The organism is Bacillus sp. JJ1122 (assembly GCF_036964885.1).
Classification (GTDB): Bacteria; Bacillota; Bacilli; order Bacillales; family Cytobacillaceae; genus Mesobacillus.
This window is the reverse complement of the sequence record NZ_JBALQL010000042.1, coordinates 47,002-70,659: the sequence shown is the minus strand read 5'-3', so window position 1 is coordinate 70,659 and position 23,658 is coordinate 47,002. Positions and strand designations below refer to the sequence as shown.

Annotated in this window: 20 protein-coding genes; 12 read left to right on the top strand and 8 right to left on the bottom strand. The window is 40.9% G+C overall.

The annotated features are described in order from the left end of the window. The first annotated feature begins 244 nt into the window (after window positions 1–244). The 7 genes from V7201_RS20855 (at window position 245) to V7201_RS20825 (ending at window position 12,013) form a co-directional block, all read left to right on the top strand. Window positions 245–1,861 (top strand): GGDEF domain-containing response regulator, encoded by a 1,617-nt coding sequence (locus tag V7201_RS20855; protein WP_335378684.1) that lies wholly within the window; start codon window positions 245–247, stop codon window positions 1,859–1,861. Then, complete coding sequence (locus tag V7201_RS20850) at window positions 1,862–2,908, top strand: HEAT repeat domain-containing protein (protein ID WP_335378683.1); 1,047 nt, start codon at window positions 1,862–1,864, stop codon at window positions 2,906–2,908. Next, the gene (locus V7201_RS20845) at window positions 2,905–4,311 is read left to right on the top strand and encodes a glycosyltransferase family 2 protein (RefSeq protein ID WP_335378682.1); all 1,407 of its coding nucleotides are present in this window, start codon (window positions 2,905–2,907) and stop codon (window positions 4,309–4,311) included. The genes V7201_RS20850 and V7201_RS20845 overlap by 4 nt, the downstream gene beginning before the upstream one ends. Beyond that, on the top strand, window positions 4,308–7,562 hold the full coding sequence (locus V7201_RS20840; RefSeq protein WP_335378681.1) for a hypothetical protein: 3,255 nt from the start codon (window positions 4,308–4,310) through the stop codon (window positions 7,560–7,562). Before V7201_RS20845 ends, V7201_RS20840 begins: the two co-directional genes overlap by 4 nt. After that, window positions 7,559–7,924: a response regulator transcription factor gene (locus tag V7201_RS20835; RefSeq protein ID WP_335378680.1), complete on the top strand. Its 366-nt coding sequence runs from the start codon at window positions 7,559–7,561 to the stop codon at window positions 7,922–7,924. The genes V7201_RS20840 and V7201_RS20835 overlap by 4 nt, the downstream gene beginning before the upstream one ends. Beyond that, window positions 7,917–10,373 (top strand): ATP-binding protein, encoded by a 2,457-nt coding sequence (locus V7201_RS20830; protein WP_335378679.1) that lies wholly within the window; start codon window positions 7,917–7,919, stop codon window positions 10,371–10,373. The genes V7201_RS20835 and V7201_RS20830 overlap by 8 nt, the downstream gene beginning before the upstream one ends. Before the next feature lie 287 nt (window positions 10,374–10,660). Next, the gene (locus V7201_RS20825) at window positions 10,661–12,013 is read left to right on the top strand and encodes an L-cystine transporter (protein ID WP_438825090.1); all 1,353 of its coding nucleotides are present in this window, start codon (window positions 10,661–10,663) and stop codon (window positions 12,011–12,013) included. Window positions 12,014–12,147: 134 nt separating this feature from the next. Here the strand turns inward: V7201_RS20825 and V7201_RS20820 are convergent, their stop codons facing one another. From V7201_RS20820 to V7201_RS20810, 3 genes are all read right to left on the bottom strand, one after another. Next, window positions 12,148–12,723: a YitT family protein gene (locus tag V7201_RS20820; protein WP_335378677.1), complete on the bottom strand. Its 576-nt coding sequence runs from the start codon at window positions 12,721–12,723 to the stop codon at window positions 12,148–12,150. 105 nt (window positions 12,724–12,828) lie between these two features. Further along, entirely contained in the window at window positions 12,829–14,130 is a 1,302-nt protein-coding gene (locus tag V7201_RS20815; protein WP_335378676.1) for an NCS2 family permease, read from the bottom strand. A 185-nt stretch (window positions 14,131–14,315) separates the two neighbouring features. Next, window positions 14,316–16,157, bottom strand: a complete 1,842-nt coding sequence (locus tag V7201_RS20810; RefSeq protein WP_335378675.1) for a dihydroorotate dehydrogenase — start codon at window positions 16,155–16,157, stop codon at window positions 14,316–14,318. Window positions 16,158–16,458: 301 nt separating this feature from the next. Between V7201_RS20810 and V7201_RS20805 the strand changes: the two genes are divergently transcribed. Further along, entirely contained in the window at window positions 16,459–16,638 is a 180-nt protein-coding gene (locus tag V7201_RS20805) for an H-type small acid-soluble spore protein (RefSeq protein ID WP_335378674.1), read from the top strand. A 134-nt stretch (window positions 16,639–16,772) separates the two neighbouring features. After that, window positions 16,773–17,153, top strand: coding sequence for a DUF302 domain-containing protein (locus V7201_RS20800; RefSeq protein ID WP_335378673.1), 381 nt, complete (start codon window positions 16,773–16,775; stop codon window positions 17,151–17,153). Between the two features lie 47 nt (window positions 17,154–17,200). Here the strand turns inward: V7201_RS20800 and V7201_RS20795 are convergent, their stop codons facing one another. Continuing rightward, window positions 17,201–18,199 (bottom strand): inorganic phosphate transporter, encoded by a 999-nt coding sequence (locus V7201_RS20795; RefSeq protein ID WP_335378672.1) that lies wholly within the window; start codon window positions 18,197–18,199, stop codon window positions 17,201–17,203. Between the two features lie 12 nt (window positions 18,200–18,211). Next, complete coding sequence (locus V7201_RS20790) at window positions 18,212–18,829, bottom strand: DUF47 domain-containing protein (RefSeq protein ID WP_335378671.1); 618 nt, start codon at window positions 18,827–18,829, stop codon at window positions 18,212–18,214. Window positions 18,830–19,226: 397 nt separating this feature from the next. Here V7201_RS20790 and V7201_RS20785 point away from each other — a divergent pair, with 397 nt between their 5' ends. Both V7201_RS20785 and V7201_RS20780 read left to right on the top strand, forming a co-directional pair. Beyond that, the gene (locus V7201_RS20785; RefSeq protein WP_335378670.1) at window positions 19,227–20,054 is read left to right on the top strand and encodes an aldo/keto reductase; all 828 of its coding nucleotides are present in this window, start codon (window positions 19,227–19,229) and stop codon (window positions 20,052–20,054) included. 448 nt (window positions 20,055–20,502) lie between these two features. Further along, window positions 20,503–20,763: a GlsB/YeaQ/YmgE family stress response membrane protein gene (locus V7201_RS20780; RefSeq protein WP_335378724.1), complete on the top strand. Its 261-nt coding sequence runs from the start codon at window positions 20,503–20,505 to the stop codon at window positions 20,761–20,763. 96 nt (window positions 20,764–20,859) lie between these two features. Here the strand turns inward: V7201_RS20780 and V7201_RS20775 are convergent, their stop codons facing one another. Next, entirely contained in the window at window positions 20,860–21,780 is a 921-nt protein-coding gene (locus V7201_RS20775) for an RluA family pseudouridine synthase (protein WP_335378669.1), read from the bottom strand. Between the two features lie 177 nt (window positions 21,781–21,957). Between V7201_RS20775 and V7201_RS20770 the strand changes: the two genes are divergently transcribed. Further along, window positions 21,958–22,356, top strand: coding sequence for a YhcU family protein (locus V7201_RS20770; RefSeq protein ID WP_335378668.1), 399 nt, complete (start codon window positions 21,958–21,960; stop codon window positions 22,354–22,356). Window positions 22,357–22,470: 114 nt separating this feature from the next. Here V7201_RS20770 and V7201_RS20765 read toward each other — a convergent pair whose 3' ends face one another. Both V7201_RS20765 and V7201_RS20760 read right to left on the bottom strand, forming a co-directional pair. Further along, window positions 22,471–22,938, bottom strand: a complete 468-nt coding sequence (locus tag V7201_RS20765; protein ID WP_335378667.1) for a thioredoxin family protein — start codon at window positions 22,936–22,938, stop codon at window positions 22,471–22,473. A 1-nt stretch (window position 22,939) separates the two neighbouring features. Continuing rightward, window positions 22,940–23,377, bottom strand: a complete 438-nt coding sequence (locus V7201_RS20760; protein WP_335378666.1) for a disulfide oxidoreductase — start codon at window positions 23,375–23,377, stop codon at window positions 22,940–22,942. Window positions 23,378–23,658 lie beyond the last annotated feature (281 nt).

Here is a 23,658-nt window from a genome sequence, read left to right as displayed (position 1 = left end):
ACTATATAAAGTATGAGTATATTTTTTAGCTTAAGTAAGTATTTATCTCGAAATTTTAGGAATAAAAAGGAATATAAAATTGATGAAAATTGTCGACAAGCATATCTGTTGTTGATATATAATCAAAATAAAACCTACAATATATACGGCCTATTGTCAGGTCGTTTTTTTAGTAGTTCATACTCCAACAGAACTTTTTACTTGGTTAAAGATTAATGTTGGTGAGCAGAGAGGTGTATGAAAAGTGGCGTTAGAAAAATATCAAAAACTATTGTTCGAAAAAATAAAGAAACAAATTTCACAATGGTTCGATACAGATACTAATGAATTCGTTGAATATGAAGAAGTCTATCGTTTTCTACATTCCATTAAAGGCACATCAGGCACCGTCCAGCTTGGAGGGTTACTGATTGTAGCGTCGAGGCTGCTTGCCCAGCTTGAATCAAGAGAGGAGCATCCGTGGGTTAAAAATGAACTAAGGGACTTTCTCTTTGAACTGATCCGTCTCAGCTACGATTACGAACATTTTAATGATACATCTGTTGAAAAAGATGAGCCGTGCTGCGGAAGTGTTCCTCTAATCCAAATTATTGATGATGATGTTTCCATGCTGATTCTTTTAAAAGAGTCATTGGAGGAAAAAGACTGGATGGTAATAACAAATACTGAGCCTGAAAAGGCAGTTTCTCAATATTATGACCTGCAGCCGGATTGTCTGGTACTCGACGTCAATCTGCCTTCCAAAAATGGCTTTCAATTATTAGTAGATATTCAGCGGCATAACCATAAGCAATTCATCCCAAAGGTGATCACGAGTTTACAAAATGATCGTAAAACAAGAATGAATGCTTATGAAATGGGGGCTGATGATTTTATAGAAAAGCCGATTGATATTGAGGAATTCATTGTCAGGATCAGCCGTCAATTGCAAAGAAAGCAAATATTTGATCAATCAGTACTGATTGATGAATTAACGCAGGTTTATAACCGCCGGTTTTTATTTGACCTTTTAGAACGGAACATAAAAGAGTATGAGCGGACTGGTATTCCATTTTCTGTATCGCTTCTTGATCTGGATTATTTTAAGCAGATTAATGATCGCTACGGGCATCTTACAGGCGATAAGGTCCTGGAAGTTTTTGCAGCATTCCTTAAGGAAAACATCCGGAGTACTGACATTGTATTTAGGTATGGCGGAGAAGAGTTTGTCATTTTGTTTCCACGGACAACTGCTGAAGAGTCAAAGGAAGTTGTAAAACGGATTCTGGAGGAATTTTCAAAGGTTACCTTTAATGAACATGGTGATTCTTTCAATTTAAGTTTTTCCGCAGGGATCTACATGGTGGATAATCGTGAGGAAGGAAGTCTGGAAATCCTGAAAATGGCGGATCAGGCTTTATATGAAGCGAAGGAAAATGGCCGGGCGTGTGTGAAAAGCGCAAATGAATCAGCTCAGCCTGAACATAAAATTCTCAATGTCTCTGTGATAGATGATGACACGATTATCAGGACTCTGCTTGTAAGGGTATTGGAAAATTTGGATACCAGCAAGGTTTTGCTGAATATAGAATCTTATGAAAACGGCGAGAAATTCTTTGGAGCTGGTCGTCTGGAAGAAAAGGGGAAGCATTTTCTTGTGCTTGATGGGGTGATGCCGGTCATGGATGGAATAGAAGTCCTGACAAGAGTCAGGGAATCTGAACATGCAGACAGGGCGCATGTCCTGATGCTAACTGGCAGAAAGACTGAATACGATATTGCCCGGGCCCTAAAGCTTGGAGCTGATGACTATGTTACAAAGCCATTCAGCATCACAGAGCTTCAGGCAAGAATTCAAAGGCTGATTCAAAGGATGTTTTAAATGATAACAGATGAAATTGAATTTCTTGTTGGAGCCTTTGTCCTGTTATCAGGCATTCTACTTCTTTTGCTTGTGTATTTAATTTACAGAAAGGCTTTGGAAAACAGGCAACGGAGGAGGATCGAGCATTTTAAAACAAGAATGAATGATAAAATGCTCCATTCAGTACTCACTGGTGAGTTCCTGCGTTCTTTGCAAGCTGATACTAAAGTTAAGAAGCTGGCTCTTGAAGAATTACTAAGCCATTATGCTGAAATCCTCGAGGGTACGGAAGAAAAAAACAATCTTAATAAACTGGCTGAAAGCAGGCTGACTGCTTACTATCGCAAAAGCCTGAGCAGCCTTAGGTGGAGCTCGCGGATGAATGCCCTCTTTCACATAGAAGCCTTTCAAATGGAAGGGCTTAAGGAAGACATCATCAGCATGCTGAACCGGAGTCGTATAACGAAAGAAGAGAAAATCAGAGTCCTGACCATTTTAGCTCAGCTTCAATCTGCAGAGATATTTGATCTGTTGTCAGGGAATTACAAGGAGCTGTCATACCTGGAGTACAGGAATATCCTGTCCCGGCTGAAAAGAGATGGCTTTGACCAATTTGTGCTTGGCTATCATTCTTGCCAGCCAGAGCTTAAGTTTGCGATCTTGGATCTTGCTGGCTTGAGAAAGGAATTAAACTATTTAAACTTTGTGGAGACGATCTTTTCAGTTAGTTCCGGAGAAGAACGAGTCAGGTCATTAAAAGCAATTGTTTCAATAGGGCATGTGAGAAAGCTGGATCAGTACCTTCAATTATTTCAATCCGGAAACTGGGAGGAACGGATGCTTGCTGCCAAATTGGCAGGCGTTCTGAAAGCTGAAAAGACATTGCCTGACCTGGTAATGCTTCTTCAGGATTCATCCTGGTGGGTTCGCTCACAGGCAGGCCAATCAATTACAATGTTTCCTCAAGGAAAAAAAGTCCTGGAGGAGGTTATGTCTGACAGCAATGATTCGTTTGCCAGGGACATGGCATGGGAATGGATCAACAAAGGAGTTTATCAGACATGAATCTTTTGCAGAGTCTCAGTATTTATTTTGCGTGGTTTATCATGGTATACATGCTTGTCGTTATCACATTTTATTCAGCTGTCATGCTGATTTCAGTCATACAGTTAAGGAAAGAATATAAACTAGATCGGGATAAATCTTACAGCGACTACACAGAAGATATTTATACAAAACCGGTGTCGATCATTGTACCTGCTTATAATGAGGAAGCGGGTATTGTCCATAGTATCCGTTCTCTGCTTAGCATCAATTATCCTGTATTCGAGATAGTGGTTGTGAATGATGGTTCCTCTGATTCCACAATGGAGAGATTGATTGACCATTATGATATGAAAGAAATTCAGAAAGTAATTCGTAAACAGGTAGAATCGAAACCTATAAAAAAAGTCTATCAATCTCAGGTGCTGCCATCGCTGTTCCTGATTGATAAGGATAATGGAGGAAAGGCAGATGCACTCAACGCTGGACTGAACTTTTCCCATTATCCTTATGTCTGTTCTCTGGATGGGGATTCGGTCCTTGAAAGAGATGCATTTTTAAAAGTAATGAAGCCGATCATTGATTCAAATGAAGAGGTAATCGCCTCAGGAGGAAGCATACGGATTGCTAATGGATGCGAAATCAGGAATGGCGAAGTCCTGAAAATTGGTCTATCAAACAATCCACTTGTCATCATGCAGGTAATCGAGTACTTGCGTGCCTTCTTAATGGGCAGGATTGGGCTTAGCAGGCATAATTTGCTGTTGATCATTTCCGGAGCCTTTGGAGTCTTTTCGAAACACTGGGTCGTCCAGGCAGGAGGCTACAGGACCGATACGGTCGGAGAAGATATGGAGCTGGTAGTCCGCATTCACCGGCTGCTAAAAGAAACCGGAACGAAGAAACGAATTGTCTATGTACCTGATCCAGTCTGCTGGACAGAGGTTCCTGAGAGCATGAAGTATTTGCGCAGGCAAAGGCGGCGATGGCATCGGGGATTGTTCGAGAGTCTTTGGATTCACCGGAAGCTGATGCTGAATCCTAAGTATCGTCAGATTGGCTTTATTTCATTTCCTTATTTCTGGATTGTTGAATTTTTCGGTCCTATCGTCGAACTATCCGGGTACTTGTATATTTTGTTTTCACTGTTTGCAGGCGGTATTTATCTTGAGTTTGCGATATTAATATTTTTATTATCCTGTTTGTATGGCTCGCTTTTTTCCGCGTTCGCGATCCTGCTGGAGGAATGGAGTCTTAGAAAATATCCTAAGATTTCTGATTTGCTTAAGCTGTTCTTTTACTCGCTTACAGAAACGCTATGGTATCGTCCGCTGACTGTTTTTTGGCGCTGCCAGGGTATATGGCAGATGATCAGAGGAGAAAACGGCTGGGGAGAAATGAAAAGAAAAGGTGTATCTCAATGAAGTCTATATTCGAAAATAAACCTCAGCTGATTGTTCTCATCCTTGTATCCTTGGTGGTAGCTGTTGTTTCCAGCCCATTTTGGCTCTGGTACTTAAAGCCGGAGAAAACCCTGGACCTTTTGATTGTCGATAAAACCGTCCCGGATAAAAGCTTTCGTGAGCATAAAGGCCTTACCTGGATTTTAAACAACGAGAAATATAGGAAAAGCAACGGCAGTCCATATTCAGCCGAAGATGATTATATTGGCTTTGAACATGAAAAAGCAAAATCATATACCGCCGGAAAGCTGCCAGATGATTTAGATCCATACAAGGTTGTGTATCTTGCCGACCTATATGGAGTATATGAAGAAGAATTTCACGGTCCTAATGAGTCAGGCAGCAGGTCGAAACAACTGTATGGAGGCCTCCAGCAGGAGGATGTAACCACGCTGGAGAACGCTCTGCTCGAAGGAAACAAGACGCTGATCGCAGAATTCAACACTTTTGGGAGTCCGACAGAGGAAGCTGTAAGGAAGCAGATGACCAATCTGTTGAATGTAAAATGGAGCGGATGGACTGGCCGTTATTTTCCTGATTTGGATGGAAAAGAAGTTCCGCAGTGGATCATTGATCAATATAAAGTCCAAACTGGAGGCTGGAATTTTACCGGTGCTGGATTTGTATTCGTCAACGAGGAAAACTTCATCGTTGTAATTGGCAAAGAGGATATTGTTGGTGAAGGATTGGAATTTTTGCTAACCCAGAAAGGTGAAAAGACCTTCAACTCAGACTTGAATTCGAAATACACGTATTGGTTCGATATTATTGAGCCAATAGATGAATGCGAGGTTCTTGCAAATTATCAGCTGCCAGTCAAAGCGCAGGCTATTGAAAAATTGGCATCTTACGGGATTCCTCTGGCGTTTCCGGCTGTCATCCACCACAAGAATAAGCTGTACTCTTCCTATTATTTTGCCGGAGATTATGCAGATGAAGCCGAAGTGCCGGAGATTTATCAAACAGAAGGCTTATCAACATGGAGGAAGATAACGGGTGGGAGGAACTCTTTTTATTGGAGCACGTATGTACCAATGATGAAGGAAATCTTAGCGGAGGGGCTTCATAAGCAACTAAAGAATCATATGCCAGAGATGGCAGTGGCTGAAAGGGTTCAATATAATAGCAAAACCAATTCAGATTCCATTCAAATCCAAAAAGATGGTAAATGGGAAAAGATCCTCATAAAAGGTGTCAATATCGGGATGGGAAAACCAGGAGCATTCCCAGGTGAGGCTGCCATTACGAAGGAAGAGTACCTCCGCTGGTTAAAGCTTATTGGGGGAATGAATGCAAATGCAATCAGGATTTATACACTGCATCCCCCAGCGTTTTATGAGGCGTTATATGAATATAACCAGATGGCAGAAAAGCCTATATACCTTTTTCATGGTGCCTGGGTGAACGAAGAGAACTTTGTTGGTTCCCAGGATGCTTTTTCCCGTAATGTCATGGATGATTTCAAGCGGGAATTGAAGCAGATGGTGGACATTGTCCATGGAAACGCAGATATAAAGCCAACTCCAGGACATGCATCAGGGGTGTATCAATATGATATTTCACCATATGTATTAGGGTTTATCATTGGAACTGAGTGGGACCCTGGAGCCGTACTTAATACAAACAATGTTCATAAAGGAATGGATCAGCTTTCAGGCCGATATTTTACTACAAAGGATGCTGATCCTTTCGAAGTCTGGCTGGCAAGAATGATGGACTTCACAGCGGGTTATGAAACAACACAATACGGCTGGCAGCATACGCTCAGCTTTACGAACTGGGTTACGACGGATTTGCTTGATCACCCGAGTGAGCCCCTGGAAACAGAGGATATGGTATCAGTGAATCCTAACCATATTGAAAAAACGAAGAGATTTAATGCGGGAATGTTCGCCTCCTATCATATTTACCCATACTATCCAGACTTTTTGAATTACGAGAAGAAATACCTTGAATACAAGGATGGGAAAGGAACTCCAAATCATTATGCAGGATATTTGCACGAATTAATCAGTGCACATACAATGCCAGTCCTTGTTGCTGAGTTTGGTGTACCATCTTCAAGGGGACTGACTCATCGGAATATTTCTGGAATGAATCAGGGATTTTTGACCGAGAAGCAGCAGGGAGAAATGAATAGCAAAATGTTTAATTCAATTGTCGAGGAAGGTTATGCAGGCGGAATCGTGTTCGCCTGGCAGGATGAATGGTTTAAAAGGACTTGGAACACGATGGATTATGACAATCCACATCGCCGCCCATACTGGGCCAACCGCCAGACAAATGAGCAGAACTTTGGACTGATGAGCTTCGAGCCTGGGAAGCGGAGTTCAAGTATATTTGTAGATGGACGTATAGAAGATTGGGATAAAAAAGCAATCCAGCCACTAGCAAAGTCCTCAAAAGGTGACTTGAGGCAATTATTTGCAGCTTCTGATGCAGCACACTTGTATCTCCGCCTTGATTTTTCCAAACCGCTGGACTGGAAAAAGCAAAGCCATTATGTGTTCTTGGATACCATGCCTGAACAAGGGCAGCAACAATTGAAGCTTAAAAATGGAATCAACTTAAAGGCGGATTTTGGCGTCGATTTTGTAATCGAGCTGGCAGGACCTGATCAATCCAAATTACTCGTAGACAGCTACTACGACCCTTATTATTTTCAATATGGGAAAACGCTGAAAATGATTCCTGAACAAAAATATGCAGAGCGGAACAACAATGGAATCTTCCATCCAATCATGCTGACGCTTAACAAAGAAATGACCCTGCCGGGAGAGAATGGGAAAATTCCTTTTGAATCCTATGAAACAGGCATTTTAAAATATGGAACAGCCAATCCTTCTGATGAAAAATTTGATTCGCTTACCGATATTAGTATTAGCGACGATCGCAAAACTGTTGAAATCCGCATCCCATGGCAGCTGTTGAATGTGAAAGACCCAAGTGCCAGGGAAATCATGGGCAATCTTTATGAAAGTGGACTTACTGGAAGTGTAAAGATTGAAGGGATTCATATAACAGCTGCAGCAATCGTGGGAGGCAATGTTACTTCTATTCTTCCAAACAATGATTCTGGGATACTAAAAAATAGTGTTCGGTACATTTGGGAGGAATGGGAGCAGCCTCAGTTTTACGAACGGGAGAAGAATTCATACGGCATCATGAAAGAAACTTTCAAGAATGCCCGCAGTAAGGGGGATAACCAGTGAAACGGATTTTGCTGGCTGAGGATGATGAAATTTTAAGAATGCTGATCATTGATACTCTCGAAGAAGAAGAATATCAAGTTGTGGAAGCAGAGGATGGCCAGGCTGCTCTGGTATTTTTAGAGCAGAGCCAATATGATCTGGTAATCATCGACTATATGATGCCTGGTTATTCAGGTATTGAAGTGATTGAGAAAGTAAGGCAGGAAGGCATGAACAAGGCCGTTCCCATTTTAATGCTTTCTGCTAAAAGCCAGCTGTCAGAACAAGAAAAAGCCATTGGGGCGGGTGCGGATTATTTTATAGCGAAACCCTTCAGCCCTGTTGAATTACTTGATAAAGTGAGAGACGTCCTGCATGAATAAAAAATTGTTTAAGAAGAACAGCCTTGTACAGCGGTTTATTTTCTTGATGAGTGTATTTATCGCCGCTTTTTTGATTCTGGCTGTAATCATGTTATATTCCTTTCATGATCTCAATCAGACCTACACTGAAAAAAACAAGGAGCTTGTGCAGAAGGAACGCCTTATCCAGGAAATCAGTGAGGATTTTAACCTGACTTTTATGGATATCCGAGGTTACATTGCTATCGGAAATAAGGATTTTAAAAAACGTGCGCTCAATAATGAGCCTAAGATAAGGGAACTGACTAGCCAGTTTGGAGAAATAGCATCTGATTACCAGGATCGGAAATTCCTTGACCAAATTATATTATTTACTGATTACTATTTTGTTTCCACTTTGCCTAATACACTAGCAAACTACGAGAGTGGGAATTATGATGCTGTCGTTGAAATAGCGAATTCGGGTGCAACTTATAGGATCAATAGTTTTAAGAGTGAAATTAAGGGCTATATCAAAGAAATCGACAAACAAATCGATCAAAATTCTCAGGAACTGAGCAAAATACAGTCCTATATGCAGATTGGTTTTGTATCTTTCATTCTCGTATTTTTAATTGTGCTGCTCCGGATCACCAGAATCATGTTCAGTGAAATCGCTCATCCGCTGGCAAGCTTTGCATCAGCTGCAAATGAGATTGCAAGTGGAAGGGACGCTGTCATTGAAGTGGATTCCGAGCGTAACGATGAGCTTGGAATCCTCTCTGTTGCTTTTAATAGCATGGTAGCAAGTATTCAGGAGAATGAACAAAACCTCCTGGCACAGAATGAAGAGCTGACGGCCCAGCAGGATGAGCTGCATGCCCAGCAGCTCGAGCTTCAGGAAGCACTCGAAATTGTGAAAGGCAATGAATCAAGACTCAACAGCCGCAATGAACTCATTAACAAGATAGCCAATTCTCTGGATAAGCAGGAAGTATTGGAAAGTGTCGTCATGAACATGTGCCCGATCATTGGCGCTGAAAAAGGAATCATTGCGTTCATTGATGACGATTCGTATGCATCCTATGGCATCTCATCAGATGGTGTAAGGCAATTCAGAAGCAATTTATTATTCAGTGGAATTGTTGAAAGGCTCCAGATGGATCGAAAACCTTTTATTTTGAAAAGGGATTCAAGGGAAGAAGAAAAAGGATTTCACACAAATAAGTTGCATTCATATGACCTATATCTTCCAGTCTTTTTATCCGGTCAAAAATTGATAGCCGTTATGGCGTTCAGCCGTTCAGATGCTCCTTTTGAGTTAAGGAAAATGGAAGAGTACGAGGCTCTTTCTAAAAACATTGGGATTGCATTAGATAAAATCAGCCTGTACCAAAAATCTGAAGAAAACAGGCGGTTGAACCAGGACATTCTCGATACAATTCAGGAAGGGGTCCAGCTGGTCAATACGGATGGTACTATCCTTCAGGTCAATAAGCAGTTCTGTGAAATGTTTGGCTGTCCTGACCGGCTTCAGAAAATGGGAGGCTGTTCATGGGAAGAATGGACTGGATTGCTTTCAAAGCATATTGGTGAATCAGATGAATTTATCGATTTTTTAAGAAAAGAAGTATCCAGTCTTGATCGTTTTTCTTCCTCTGACCGCCATTACGTTTATAAGAGCAATAGCGGGCTGGTGTACAAGGTTTACTGTGAGGGATTATTCCATGGGAATGCAAAACTAGGAACAATCTTTGTCCATCGCAATATTACGAAAGAGTTCGAGGTCGACAGGATTAAATCCGAATTTGTCAGCACCGTTAGCCATGAGCTTAGGACACCGCTTGCAAGCATCCTTGGTTTTACCGAGCTGATTTTGACGAGGGAATTAAAACCTGATCGCCAGAAGAAATATTTAACAACTATCTACAACGAAGCAGGGCGGCTGACTGCCCTAATAAATGATTTTCTTGATATCCAGAGGATGGAGGCAGGAAAGCAATCCTACGAAAGCGTGGAGATCGAATTACTGCCAATTATTAATAAAGTGATTGATCTACAAAAGGTTCAATCAGATAAGCATGAATTTATCCTCGACTTAGCCGGTGGCAGCGACAAAATCCTCGGTGACAGGGAGAAAATGGAGCAGGCGCTTACCAACCTTGTTCATAATGCGATCAAATATTCTCCGAATGGAGGAGAAGTAAGGATCGCTTTATACGAAAAAGATGGTCAGGTGAATATAGAAATTAAAGATGAAGGGCTTGGTATTCCGCCGGAAGCAATGGATAAGTTGTTTGAAAAATTCTACCGGGTGGATAATTCCGATCGCAGGTCGATAGGCGGAACAGGTCTGGGCCTTGCAATCGTCAAGGAAATCATTCAGTTTCATAACGGTGAGATAAAAGTCGACTCAGAATATGGGAAGGGAAGTACCTTTACCGTATCATTGCCAGTTCAGGCAGCGACTTTATCTTCAATAGAGATTTAAAATAGAAAAGCGGCCGAGCGCCGCTTTTTTCTTATCTGAAAGGCGTACCTCTGGGTGCCCTAAAGATAGGGGAGTGTAAGTCAGTCTGATTATCGAAGTAAATAAATATTTTAACAGGCATGGAACATTTAAGTTTTTCATAAATATGATTATATTAATCTTTTTGAGGAAGGAGAAAAATAATTCCGAGTTGACGCATAGGAATACATGTATTATATTGTTCAATATGATACTTATAGGAGGGAAAACCCGTGACAACTGGACTTGTTATTTTAAATATTGCCATTATGCTTGTCATCATTGCCGGTCTTTTTTACATGCAAAAGAAACATGTATCTTTTTCAAAACGAGTTTTCATTGCACTTGGAATTGGAGTAGTGTTTGGCTTTGCCTTACAATTTATTTATGGAGCTGGCTCTGAGGTAATTGCAAAAAGTGCTGATTGGTTCAGCCTTGTTGGCAGCGGCTATGTGAAATTCTTGCAGATGGTCGTAATGCCGCTAGTGTTCATTTCAATACTTGCCGCTTTTACAAAATTAAAGCTTACAAATAATATCGGAAAAATCAGCACACTGATCCTTGGCTTGCTTGTTGGTACAACAGCAGTGGCCGCCGCTGTTGGGATTGCGACAGCAGTAGGCTTTGATCTTGAAGCTGTTCAGATTACCCAGGGCGATGCCGAACAGGCCCGCGCAGATCAGCTTGAGCAGACGTATGGTGGAATTGAAGGCCGCACCATGCCCCAGCAGATTATTGATCTTCTTCCGGCCAATCCGTTCCTGGACTTCACGGGTGCACGTCCGACTTCCACCATCTCGGTCGTGATTTTCGCAGCGTTCTTGGGAATTGCCTACATTGGTGTAAGAAGGAAATCGCCTGAACAAGCTGAACTTTTCGCGAAAATTGTAGATGCATTCTACGCTGTTATCATGAGGGTTGTTACACTGATCTTGCGCCTGACTCCTTATGGGGTCCTTGCAATCATGACCAAAACAGTAGCATTAAGTGATTTCGATGCCATTCTTAAACTTGGAAAATTTGTTGCTGCCTCATATGTGGCACTCGCAATCATGTTCATTATCCACTTGCTGCTGCTGACAATTGCCGGACTGAACCCGGTAACTTATATTAAAAAGGCATTCCCGGTACTCGCTTTTGCTTTTACATCAAGAACAATCGCAGGGGCATTGCCATTGAACATTAAAACGCAAAGATCACTTGGAGTGCCAGAAGGGATTGCCAACTTTGCTGGTTCATTCGGTTTATCAATCGGCCAAAACGGCTGCGCCGGGATTTATCCAGCGATGCTTGCAGTCATGATTGCGCCGACAGTGGGCATTGATCCACTAACGCCATCATTCATTGCAACGGTAATCGCGATTGTAGCCATCAGCTCGTTCGGTGTTGCTGGAGTTGGCGGAGGAGCGACGTTTGCCGCATTGCTTGTGCTTTCTGCTCTGAATCTTCCGATTGCGCTTGCAGGGTTGCTGATATCAATCGAACCATTGATTGACATGGGGCGTACTGCAGTCAACGTCAGCGGATCGATGACATCCGGTATTCTGACCAGCAGAATCACAAAAGAAATCGATTCATCTGTCTATGGGGATATGAATGCAAAGATTGAGGCAGAAGCTTAAATGAAAACATGGATATAAAAGTAGCCAGCCAAATTAAATTGGCTGGCTTTTTCATGTTTTTTTTACCTTCCACTCAAGAATCACAAACAAACTGAAATCCACTATTGAGCAAAAAATTCTAATCCTCACAACAGCTATATTAGCTGTTCCCGCTTAATAACACATAAAGAGGTCATCAACCCTACACAGATGATGGTCAAGAGTGAATAAGAGAATTTCTCCATCCCGATCACCTTCAAGCCAGATAAAATTACCAGTCCATCTATAGCAAAGATCAGTACACCTACATTGACCGAGACGAATTTATTGATTAACTGAGCCAGCAAATCGGTTCCGCCAGTACTTGTTTCATGGCGGAGCATTAGTCCAATCCCACAGCCTACAAGTACACCGCCTATAATTGCACTTGGCAGGACACCAAGATCCAGTCCTTTTTCAGCCGGAGCGAACAGATCAATGAACAAACTGGACACCATTAATCCATGGAGACTGTGGAAAAAGTACTTTCTTTCCAGAAACCAGGCTAATAAATAGAGAGGAATGCTTAATATTATGATTGTCAATCCAGTGGGCCAGCCATAAAAATAGTGAATGATCAATCCCAGTCCAATCATTCCCCCATCCAGTAGATGATGCGGCACCAAAAATCCATTGACACCAATGCCCAATAATAAGCTGCCGACCAATACAGCTAAAATCTTTCCTAACAAAATGATCACCTGCCTTGTCCATCTTCCATTAGTTATTTTTATGAAAAAAGACAAGCATTAGAACAATCTATAAAAAAAGAACCCGCTTAAATGCGGGTTCAATTATTAATGCGGTAAAAAAGCGAGCTGATAGAAGAACAGCACTGCGAAGATATAAAGCAAAGGATGAACCTCGCGCCATCTTCCTTTTACTACTTTTAGCAAAGGATAAGAGATGAAGCCAAGGGCAATTCCCGTTGCGATGCTGGAAGTTAGCGGCATGCTCAAAATGATCAAGAAAGCCGGGAAAGCTTCATCTAGCTCGTTCCAGTTAATCTTTGAGATGCTGCCCATCATTAAGCTGCCGACAATGATCAGTGCTGGAGCAGTGATGGCAGCCAAGCCGGAGACTGCTCCAACAAGAGGGCCAAAGAATGCTGCAACAATGAATAAAACTGCTACTGTCAGTGAAGTCAGCCCTGTGCGTCCGCCCGCAGCTACACCTGATGAAGATTCAATGTAAGCAGTGGTTGGGCTGGTTCCGAACATTGCACCTACAGCTGTAGCGACAGAGTCGGATAGCAAGGCCTCTCTTGCTCTTGGCATTGAATCGCCCTTCATCAGACCTGCCTGGTGGGCAACTCCGATCATCGTTCCTGTTGTATCAAAAATAGTAACAAGGATGAAAGAAAAGACAACTGCATATAAGCTGTTATGGACAACATCCATTAAGGCTGTCCAAGGGTTCAGCACAATCATGCCTTCAGGAAGTGAAGGGAGAGACATGAAACCTTGGTAGAAATTCAATTGACCTGTTGCGAAGGCGATAATTCCGGTAATCACCATACCAAAGAATAACGCACCATTGATATTGAGCATCAAAAGCACAAGTGTAATCGCAAGACCTGCCAAAGCAAGCAATGCAGATGGTGAGTGCAGATCACCAAGAGCAACCAGGTTTGTCGGATGATCTGCCACAATTCCAGTTAAGCGAAGACCGATAAAGGCAATGAAAAGACCAATTCCGGCAGTGATGCCGTGCTTTAAATTAACTGGGATCGCTTCTATTAACTTTTCCCTGAAAGATGTGAGGGAAAGGATGACGAATAGTAAACCTGCGATAAAAACGGCAGCAAATGCTGTTTCATACGTAATGTTTTGATGATTGCCAACGACAGAATAGGCAAAGTAAGCGTTCAGCCCCATCCCTGGAGCAATAGCAATCGGATAATTAGCAAACAAAGCCATCCATAGAGTACCAATTACAGCAGCAATGATTGTTGCTGTAAAAACCTGTTCAAAAGGAACACCGGCATCAGCCAGGATGATTGGATTAACGACAACGATATAGACCATCGTGAAAAATGTGGTAATACCGGCCAACATTTCTGTTTTTACATTCGTGTTGTTCTCTTTCAATTTAAACATTAAAGTACCTCCAAAAATACGAACGATTTTAAACACAAATAATATAATATTCGTTTTTAACAGAGTTTACAAGAGGCAATTTTAAAAAGAAGCTGCCAATACATTAAATATAGAAAATAAACTAAATAAAAAAAGACTCAAATGAGCCTTTTCAATAGTATTCCCCATCTAATAGAAAAACATTGTTATGCGGACTTCTCATATTCTTTCATAAAAAAATCTTTAGACAGCCACAATCCAGCTACATACATGGCAAGTGCAAAATAAGCAGGGAGCAGGTGAATAAAATCGATATACCCAATATATAAATGCGTAAGGATCCCTGTTGTGAATGCGGGAATGCCGCCAAAAAGAAATGTTCTCCACATCCAGGAAGCCCCTTCATGAAATCCCCATAACCCCAGCATTAACACCAGTAAGCCGACACTTAAAAGCGCGCTGCCAAAACCGGCACGGTCATGGGCTATGACTGGTATAAGTTTTTCGTTTAGTTCATTCATTTGCCCCGGTGTCATGCAAATGTATTGTAGATCGGTATCCACAAAGACATCCGTTGCTCCGATTGACGATATGACAGCTCCGCCGAGGACAAAAGAAAATCCGAGCATGACAAACATCAGCTGTCCATATACTGCTTTTTTCCAAAAGCAATGGTTTGTACGGTTTTTAGAAGTTGGTGGTTGATGGGCTAGACTGGTTTTCCTGTAACCGACAATGTAAAGCGGAAGGAGAATGAGCCAGAACAAGCCATGAAGCCAATCGAAATATCCAAACCCGATGAAAAGCAAGATTCCCAGGAATCCGACGATGGCCGCAATAATGAAAGCCCTTTTTGCCCAGTGAATTCCATACCGAATGCCATGCCTCGCCAGCTGCATATAAATAAATCCTCCAGAAATCATTGTTCCAGCAAGAGTCATACGGTCGTGAGACATGAATTTGTAGAGATTAGGGTTCAATGCCATTAATTCCAGTCTGCTCATTTGCATAAACGCTTCATCATAAAAAAGGATCACCTTCGTTAAACTGAAAAATAACGCAATCGTACCGCCAAGGAGGATGAACAATCCAAAAAGCCAAAACCAAATCCACCCGGGAACTTCTTTAATTGCTTTTTGCCTTGTATCCAGCAAGGCTTCATGGATTCTTTTAGGCAGCCCCGGTCCTGTGTCGACATAGCCTCCTGTCAGACAGATCAATTCTGCTCCTCCTGTTAAAAGTGCAAGGCCGTCAGACGGTTCTAAAATCCCGCCAGAGGTGATCAATGGAAGATCAATCTCATTTTTTAGCAGTGTGAGAGCATCAAGCATTTCATCTTTCTGTTTTAAGGGAACCTTTCTTTTTCCTTTTTCTAAAAAAACAGCCTCATCAATCACGATTCCGCTTGCCAAGGTACTTAACGCCTTAAGCTTAGGCAAGCTTTCAGCTGTCTGATTATGTTTAATGGCAATAAGAACAGGTTTGTTACCTAAAATTTGTTTTAAACAAGCTAATTCCAGTTTGCTTTCAATGAGTTCTAGTCCAATAACAAATATATTTCCTGAATTAGCCAATTTTTCAGTGGCAGCCTCCAGTTCGCCTAGCCTGATCAAAAGTGGATGTTGATGCTTTCGCAGCTTTTTTAACCTGCTGATGGTATCCTCTAACCCTATCGACTCTGTTTTTTCGGGTAAAACAAGGGCAGAATCTTTTGGAGAAATAAATGTCGCTGCATCAGGTAAAGATGGCAAGGATGTTATCGGCCCGATTTCAATGAATCCAAAGCCGAGATGAGGAAATGCTTGGATTCCAGAAAGCTGGGGATCTATTATTCCACTTAGTCCAATCGGGCTTCGAAATTCAAAACCGAACAAGTTCTTTGTTAATTTTTCTGAGGGAGCCATATGGCCAAGAAATTCAATAAAATAGGTCCCGCCAGGAATATTGGCTATCATGGACATTCCTTTATGGATGAATTCTCGGCCTGAATTACCAGGCAAACGTGTCAGCCAGGGCCTAAACATTGGATGATAAGACCAATCAGGCATAATTTCCACCCCTTTTATTTGCGAATTCCTTATATTAAGTGAATGAAGGTCATCTTCTATTTTAACGTAATCCTTTTCATTACGTTAAGGTTATTAGCAGGAGGGTAACAGAAATAATTTACATGTTGTTAGTGCTATGTTAAAGTTCAGTGTGGTTTTGGCACTATATTGATTTCAGCTGTAATGAACAAGCAATATGATAAAGATATTTCCATAAGAAGAAAACTGTTGCGAGAGTTTTGAATAAAAAGTACTACATCCACAAAAAATAGAGAGAAAATGATTGTGGAGGTAAGGGAACATGGATGCTAAAAGAGTGAAACAAATCCTGTCATCATCTGGTGAAATTGATGTTGTTTATAATGGAGCTTCGGTTTGGATTGACCAGCTGAACGAAGATGGAAGGACTGCTACTGTTCATCTGCGAGGACCTTTAGAGGAAAGGTCAACAGTGGAAATTTCAGAGCTTCAGGAAAGGTGAAACCCATCAATACGGCCGCCGGGATGCAAATTTGTGTACGGCGGTTTTTTAATATGGCACAATATTAAGGATACCTATAGAGGTTTATTGCCTGTTATTTTGAGGTACTTTTCTAAAAGAGAGGAGAGATACGCATGTTCCATTATACAGTTGAAGTAGATAAGTCTTTGAATGAGGCGGTTTCAGCACTCGAAGCCAGCCTGAAAAATGAAAAGTTTGGTGTCCTATGGTCTCTTAATATGAAGGAAACGCTTGCTGGAAAAGGTGTAGAACTTGATGGGGATTACATGATCCTTGAGGTCTGCAATCCGCATGAGGCGAAGCGGGTCCTTGAGAAAAGCCCGCTTGTAAGCTATTTCCTTCCATGTAAAATTGTAGTATACAAAGAGAATGGTTCAACAAAGGTTGGCCTTCCAAAACCTACTGAATTGATTAAACTTGTTGAAGATGAAGAGCTGCAGACGATTGCTGCGGACATTGAGAAGAGATTGATTGGTGCTATTGACAGCATCTAATAAAGCATTAAAAAGCCCAAGGAGTTGATCCTTGGGCTTTTCATATATTAAAAAATAGCATTTAAAATAAAGTAAGATATAGCCGCAACCGTCGCGGAAATCGGCAGTGTGATAACCCATGTAATGATCATGCGCTGGGCAGTTGTCCATTTAACACCCTTTACTCTGTGTGCAGTACCTACCCCAAGGATCCCTGAAGAAATGACATGGGTTGTACTAACTGGCAAGTGGATAAATGTAGCTCCGAAAATAACCATGGCTCCTGTTAAATCTGCTGCTACTCCATTAACAGGACGGATTTTCATGATGTTGCCGCCAACAGTTTTAATGATTTTCCATCCGCCGACGGAAGTACCAAGACCCATAGCGATCGCACATGATAATTGAACCCAGAATGGTATGTCATCTGTAGAATGGAATCCATTTGCGATCAATGCCATGGTGATGATTCCCATCGCTTTTTGAGCATCATTCGTTCCGTGTGTGAATGATTGCAATGCCGCTGTTGCGATCTGGAAATATCGGAAATTCCTGTTTGTCTTGGCAAGATTATTATTTTTAAAGACAACCTTGAATATGCTGTAAATAATGTAACCAATTACAAATGCAAGAAGCGGTGAAAAAATCAAAGCCTGGATAATCTTCAAGAAACCTGTGTAGTTAAGGGCATCAAGTCCTGCTGCAGCAATGGCCGCACCAGCAATTGAACCAATGATGGCATGTGATGAGCTGCTTGGGATGCCATAATACCAAGTTAAAAGATTCCAGAAAATAGCGGCGATTAACGCTGCAAGGATTACGAGTGAACCATTTTGTAAAGTGAATGGATCCACAATGTCTTTAGTAATTGTTTTTGCTACTCCCGTAAAAGTCATTGCACCAACAAAGTTCATGATAGCCGCCATAAGAATGGCATGGCGAGGCTTCAAAGCCTTTGTGGATACTGAGGTGGCGATGGCATTAGCGGTGTCGTGAAAACCGTTGATAAAGTCAAATGCCAATGCAAAGATGACAATTAACGCTGTTATGATAAATACTACATCCATTTTTCAGGCTCCTTACGCGTTTTTCATGACAATGCTCTCAAGGGTGTTTGCAACATCCTGGCAGCTGTCTGCGATTTCTTCAAGACCTTCATAAATTTCTTTGTATTGAATAATTCGGATTGGGTCTTTTTCAACTGAAAATAGATGCTTAATTGATTGGCGTAGTACACCATCACATTTAGATTCAAGATCCTTTATTCGGATTGCATGTTCCCTGATCTGCTTCAATTTTTTTGTTGTCAGCAACTGTACTGCTTGTTCGATTTCGAAAGATGCACTCTTGATTGCTGAAACGAACTGTAGCATGAAGTCGTCTGCTTTTGTAATTGAGTACATATCGAATAGGTTAGCGCAGTGCTCCATACCATCAAGAACATCGTCCATGCTCATTGATAGGGCAAGAATATCTTCTCTTTCAATAGGTGTAATGAAAGCGTTGTTCAATTCCATGATGACTTCATGCATCATGCTGTCACCTTTTGTTTCCATATCCTTCATTTTTTCAGTGAAAATCTTTAGATCGCTTGCATTGTTAAGCTTGAAATCAGCAAAATATTCACTGCTTTCCTTTAAATTCACTGAGATGTCCGTAAGCAAGACTGCGAATTTGTCTTTTTTCCTGAAAACCATAGTGTAACCCCCACATTTATCCAAATAAAATATTTTAGAGCGAAATTAATTTTATCCGAAAGCTGTCGAAATATGAAGATGTTTGATGAAAAATTTACAAAATCTTAATATTAGCGATGTTTATATTTTTACAATTAACAGCCAGTTAATACTTCATACCTTTTTTGAAGGGAATGTAAACGATTTTATGTAGCTGAGCCCATTTTTAAAAAATTGGGCTTATTCGCTGTTTAGGACAAAATTTTGACGGGAAATGACCCAATATCAGTAATGAAGATTAAGAAAACTTCGGCCCAAAAGCCGTTCATATAGATCAGCGGCTGCCTGGTTAGGCAGCCTCTTTATTGTACTAAAAGACCTCCAAGGGATAAAATAGGCGAAAGGAGGGAGATCGATCATGGCGACTATTTTTGATAAAGTGGTTTTACATAATGGAGTGAAAATTCCGGCTCTCGGTCTAGGTGTGTATAAAGTAGAAGAGGGAAGCCAAATTGATGAAACGATCAAGAATGCATTAAATATAGGGTATCGTCTTATTGATACAGCCTCGTTTTACATGAATGAGGAGGGAGTTGGAAGGGCGATCCGTGCCAGCGGTATACCAAGAGAAGAATTGTTTATTACAACAAAGGTATGGAATGCTGACCAGGGATTCGATTCAACTTTGAGGGCTTTTGAAACAAGCATGGAAAAGCTCGGACTGGATTATCTGGACCTCTATCTCGTTCATTGGCCAGTGAAAGGCAAGTATATAGAAACTTGGCGTGCTTTGGAGAAATTATATAGAGAAGGCAGGGTAAGAGCAATCGGGGTAAGTAATTTTAAGATACATCATCTCGAAGACTTGCTTATGCATAGCGAAGAGAAGCCAGTAGTCAATCAGGTCGAACTGCACCCATTGCTATCACAAGAAGATCTCCGTGGACTTTGCCAGCTGCATGGCATCAAGGTTGAGGCATGGTCACCACTTTCAAGAGGAAGGTTCCTGGATGAGCCAACTTTAAAGAAAATAGCTGATAACCATAATAAATCCTCCGCCCAGGTAATATTAAGATGGCATCTCCAGAATCAAATCATTGCTATTCCAAAATCGGTCAATCCCTCAAGGCTAAAAGAAAATGCTGATATTTTTGATTTTGAATTAACTCAAACAGAGATGGAAATGATTGACGCTCTAAATCAAAATCAGCGTTTTGGTGCAGATCCTGACCATATTGATTTTTAGTTATATGGCTTTTTTATAAATAAGCATTTTTTAACGGGCTGAATTTAATCGGCCCGTTTTTTATTTTTAAATTTGGATACATTAAAAATAAGAGTTGAAACTACTGCATGGACAAAATGCTTTATGGAGCTTTTTTTTACCTTCAGGTTTTAACTTCTGTTATAGGTGGTAATGTAGGTGTACAAGCAGCAGCAACAAGGGTGGACGGTAGTTCAATCCTAGAATCACTGCTTGGAAGGCTGCAGAAAAAACTTGGTTTAAAAACATCGGTAAAGAGGTAAGTTAAGATTAGAGCAAGCTGAAATGCTCCCGGGAAGCAAACACTTTCAGTGCAGCCTAATTTTAATAATCACTGCAGTTGAACTCTTTGAAAAAGGGTGTAAAATCCCTTAGCACTTCTACTACTTGATAACATTACATCTACAATTTTAAGGAGGAAAAACAAATGATGAGTTTTCTTTGGGCATTAATTATTGGTGGTATTATTGGATGGTTAGCAGGATTAATACTTGGAAGAGACATTCCAGGTGGAGTAATTGGTAACATTATTGCAGGTTTTATTGGTGCTTGGATTGGACAAGCAATCCTTGGAGATTGGGGTCCTGTAGTTGCTGACTTTGCGATTATCCCAGCATTGATTGGTGCAATTGCATTAGTATTCATTGTCAGCCTAGTAATGCGCAGCATGCGTAGAACTGACCGTCATTAATCAAAAAAAATCCTTCCGAACAATCGGAAGGATTTTTTTTTGGTAAAGTGCCTTGAAATCAAAAACGGAGCCGGAAACATTTTCCGGCTCCGTTTTTTAGATATCGTAAGGATTTATATTAAAGAAAATGGGCGGCTGGTCGATAAAAGGTGCATGGCATACGATTTTTTCCTGTGTAAATGGATGGACCAATTCTAGTTTGACTGCATGCAATGCCTGCCGATTAAATTCTGTGCTGCCTTCATATAAGGAATCTCCAGCAAGCGGATGGCCGAGATGACTGAAATGCACACGGATTTGATGAGTCCTGCCAGTATCGAGAGAACATTGCAGCAGAGTTAAGTATTTTTGTTTAAATCGATCTAAAACTTTAAAATGTGTGATGGCTTTTTGACCAGTTTCTGACACTCTTCTTCTAGTTGGATGGTGCCGGTCACGGCCAATCGGCTTATCGATTGTTCCTTTATTTTGGCGGATGATTCCATCTGCAAGGGCAAGGTAGGTTCTTTTGATATGACGATCTTCAAGCATTTTATCAAGTATGGCACCAATTAAAGCATTTTTGGCAAATAGAACCGCTCCAGTCGTATCACGATCAAGCCTGTGCACATGACGAGGCCGGCCAGGTTCGCCATTTCCCTGCATATGGAAGGCTGCTGCATTGGCAAGTGTCCCTGTCTGTTCGGGTTCATTTGGATGTGTATCCATTCCGGCGGGCTTATTGAAAACAATCAAATGGTCATCTTCAAAAATAATCACAACATTATGGTAGTCCGGCACCACAGTCATCTCTTCCTCAACAAAGAGGTTAAGCTGCAAACGTTCCCCTTTTACTAAAGGGAGTGTCCAGTCGGGACTTTTGCCATTGATGCGAACCTTTTTTTCCATACGATATGTATGGACTAATTTCTTGGGAGCTTGCCAAAAATCTTTGAAAAGGGACTCGAGAGTATACTTTTCCCACTCAGCTGGAAGGATGATTTCAAACCAATCACCTTTTTTGTTTGATTGAATCATATAATTCTCCTGACATGTATATTTATTATTTAAAGTGTTTCCATTCCATTGTGATTTTGTCAACTTTTACCGCCATCATGGTCATAATTACCATCCTTTTACAGAGGACAGATATGTTATTCTAAATGTATATATTACGAACAGATTACAAAGGGTTATAAAAAGGTGGGTCCAGCATTGAAAATTGTTTTTGCGTCTACACCCGGACAAGAAGAGAAAATTTTGGAACTGGCCAGGTATTTTTACACTGATATTTTTCCGTTATATTTCAATGATGAAGATATACAGGAATTTGAACGGCTTGAAGTATTACATACAAGACCTGAGCAATTCGAGAGATTCAGTACACTTGGAGATGCTTTTAAAGTCATCACAAGCATGCACACGTTAATCTCTATTTTGGAGTCTGGCCATATTCCGGAAAAATATCAATCCATGTTCCGCAGGAATGTTCAGACATTGACAGATTTCGGGATATGTTTTCCATTCAATTACAACCAGTTCTCAGACACAAAGCATGTCCATTTAGAGTATATAAGCGCTTATACGAAACCTGCTAATCGACTGCTTTTGTAAGGGCTTAATCCCTCTGCCAATTTAATTAAGAACAAACGAAACGCCTGCTTGACGAAGCAGGCGTTTTTTCTGTTGGCCAGACCCCAGCGCCTAGAAAAGGTGTGGGGGCATCAATTATTTACTATTCTCATTAAACCATTGTTTAAATACGGGTTCTTCCTGGTAGCCGACAATACGGTTCACTTCTTTGCCATCCTTGTATTGGACTATGGTCGGTGTGGATTCAATACCGTAATTATTCCATCCTTCTTCAAACTCAAGCAAATTAAATTTTACGAGGTTCACATCCATTTCCTTAGCTAGAGGAGATACAATAGGTGTTGTTCGTACACAGTGAGGGCAAGTAGGACTATAAAAATATACAGTTGCATCTTCACCATTTTTAATGATTTCTTCAAGCTCGTCCGGTGTGATGATATTTTGATAATTTGGATCATCGAGTTGTTTTACTGTCTCAGGGTGCAAGGATTCTTTTCCAAATGGATTGCCCTCTGAGCTTTCCTCATTTTGTGCTTTATTTACAAAAAATAATGCTGCAAATAAACCAATAATGATGACTAAAAATATGATTACCTTTTTCAAATCATTCTGCCTCCTTAGTCTTCTTCCAGATGATCATGCTTAATGTAAATATAATGACAAAAGCCGAAAGTGCGAGGAATGGGATCGTAATAAAACCAAGCCAGTTAATATATTGGCCCGTACATGGAACCCTGCCGCATGTAACGGCATTGTCGGCCATGAATGGAACCTTTTGCAGCGAGTAGTGGTAAATAGAAATCATCGCACCAACAGCTGACATAGCCATCGTATACAGGGTAATTCGATAATCCTTTTTAACAACGGCTATTCCGAGTATTAAAGCAAATGGATACATCAATATTCGCTGGTACCAGCAAAGCAGGCAAGGTTCATACTGTCGTATTTCTGAAAAATACAGACTGCCAAAAATGGCTAGGATAGAGGTAGCCCATGCTGCAAACAAAAATGTCTCCCTGGAGTCCTTTTTAACTTGTCCCATGCTAATCTTTCCCCCTAAAATAACATATTCTCTATTTAAGCTTCATATAAAAAAACACGCAATCATCCCATTACATCTTAAAAAATATAATACACTATTTCAATTAACTTTGTGTGAATTAAGTTACAAGCAAAATAATCAAACTGCAGATTTTTAAATGAACAAAAAGGATAAGCTAATTTACAAGTAATAAATTGAGCAGATTAAGGGTATAGGGATAGGTAATAATTTTTTATTAGGCTCTGGCTGACTGTTGATTTTAAAACCCTGTTGATTGTAGT

Excerpts from the sequence above, each read along its gene's own strand:
- V7201_RS20775 (WP_335378669.1), bottom strand. The coding sequence starts at position 21,780 with ATGATTCAATCAAACAAAAAAGGTGATTGGTTTGAAATCATCCTTCCA.
- V7201_RS20830 (WP_335378679.1), top strand. The coding sequence starts at position 7,917 with ATGAATAAAAAATTGTTTAAGAAGAACAGCCTTGTACAGCGGTTTATT.
- V7201_RS20850 (WP_335378683.1), top strand. The coding sequence starts at position 1,862 with ATGATAACAGATGAAATTGAATTTCTTGTTGGAGCCTTTGTCCTGTTA.
- V7201_RS20795 (WP_335378672.1), bottom strand. The coding sequence starts at position 18,199 with ATGGATGTAGTATTTATCATAACAGCGTTAATTGTCATCTTTGCATTG.
- V7201_RS20810 (WP_335378675.1), bottom strand. The coding sequence starts at position 16,157 with ATGCCTGATTGGTCTTATCATCCAATGTTTAGGCCCTGGCTGACACGT.
- V7201_RS20845 (WP_335378682.1), top strand. The coding sequence starts at position 2,905 with ATGAATCTTTTGCAGAGTCTCAGTATTTATTTTGCGTGGTTTATCATG.
- V7201_RS20780 (WP_335378724.1), top strand. The coding sequence starts at position 20,503 with ATGAGTTTTCTTTGGGCATTAATTATTGGTGGTATTATTGGATGGTTA.
- V7201_RS20805 (WP_335378674.1), top strand. The coding sequence starts at position 16,459 with ATGGATGCTAAAAGAGTGAAACAAATCCTGTCATCATCTGGTGAAATT.
- V7201_RS20800 (WP_335378673.1), top strand. The coding sequence starts at position 16,773 with ATGTTCCATTATACAGTTGAAGTAGATAAGTCTTTGAATGAGGCGGTT.
- V7201_RS20815 (WP_335378676.1), bottom strand. The coding sequence starts at position 14,130 with ATGTTTAAATTGAAAGAGAACAACACGAATGTAAAAACAGAAATGTTG.
- V7201_RS20785 (WP_335378670.1), top strand. The coding sequence starts at position 19,227 with ATGGCGACTATTTTTGATAAAGTGGTTTTACATAATGGAGTGAAAATT.
- V7201_RS20825 (WP_438825090.1), top strand. The coding sequence starts at position 10,661 with ATGCTTGTCATCATTGCCGGTCTTTTTTACATGCAAAAGAAACATGTA.
- V7201_RS20790 (WP_335378671.1), bottom strand. The coding sequence starts at position 18,829 with ATGGTTTTCAGGAAAAAAGACAAATTCGCAGTCTTGCTTACGGACATC.
- V7201_RS20760 (WP_335378666.1), bottom strand. The coding sequence starts at position 23,377 with ATGGGACAAGTTAAAAAGGACTCCAGGGAGACATTTTTGTTTGCAGCA.
- V7201_RS20840 (WP_335378681.1), top strand. The coding sequence starts at position 4,308 with ATGAAGTCTATATTCGAAAATAAACCTCAGCTGATTGTTCTCATCCTT.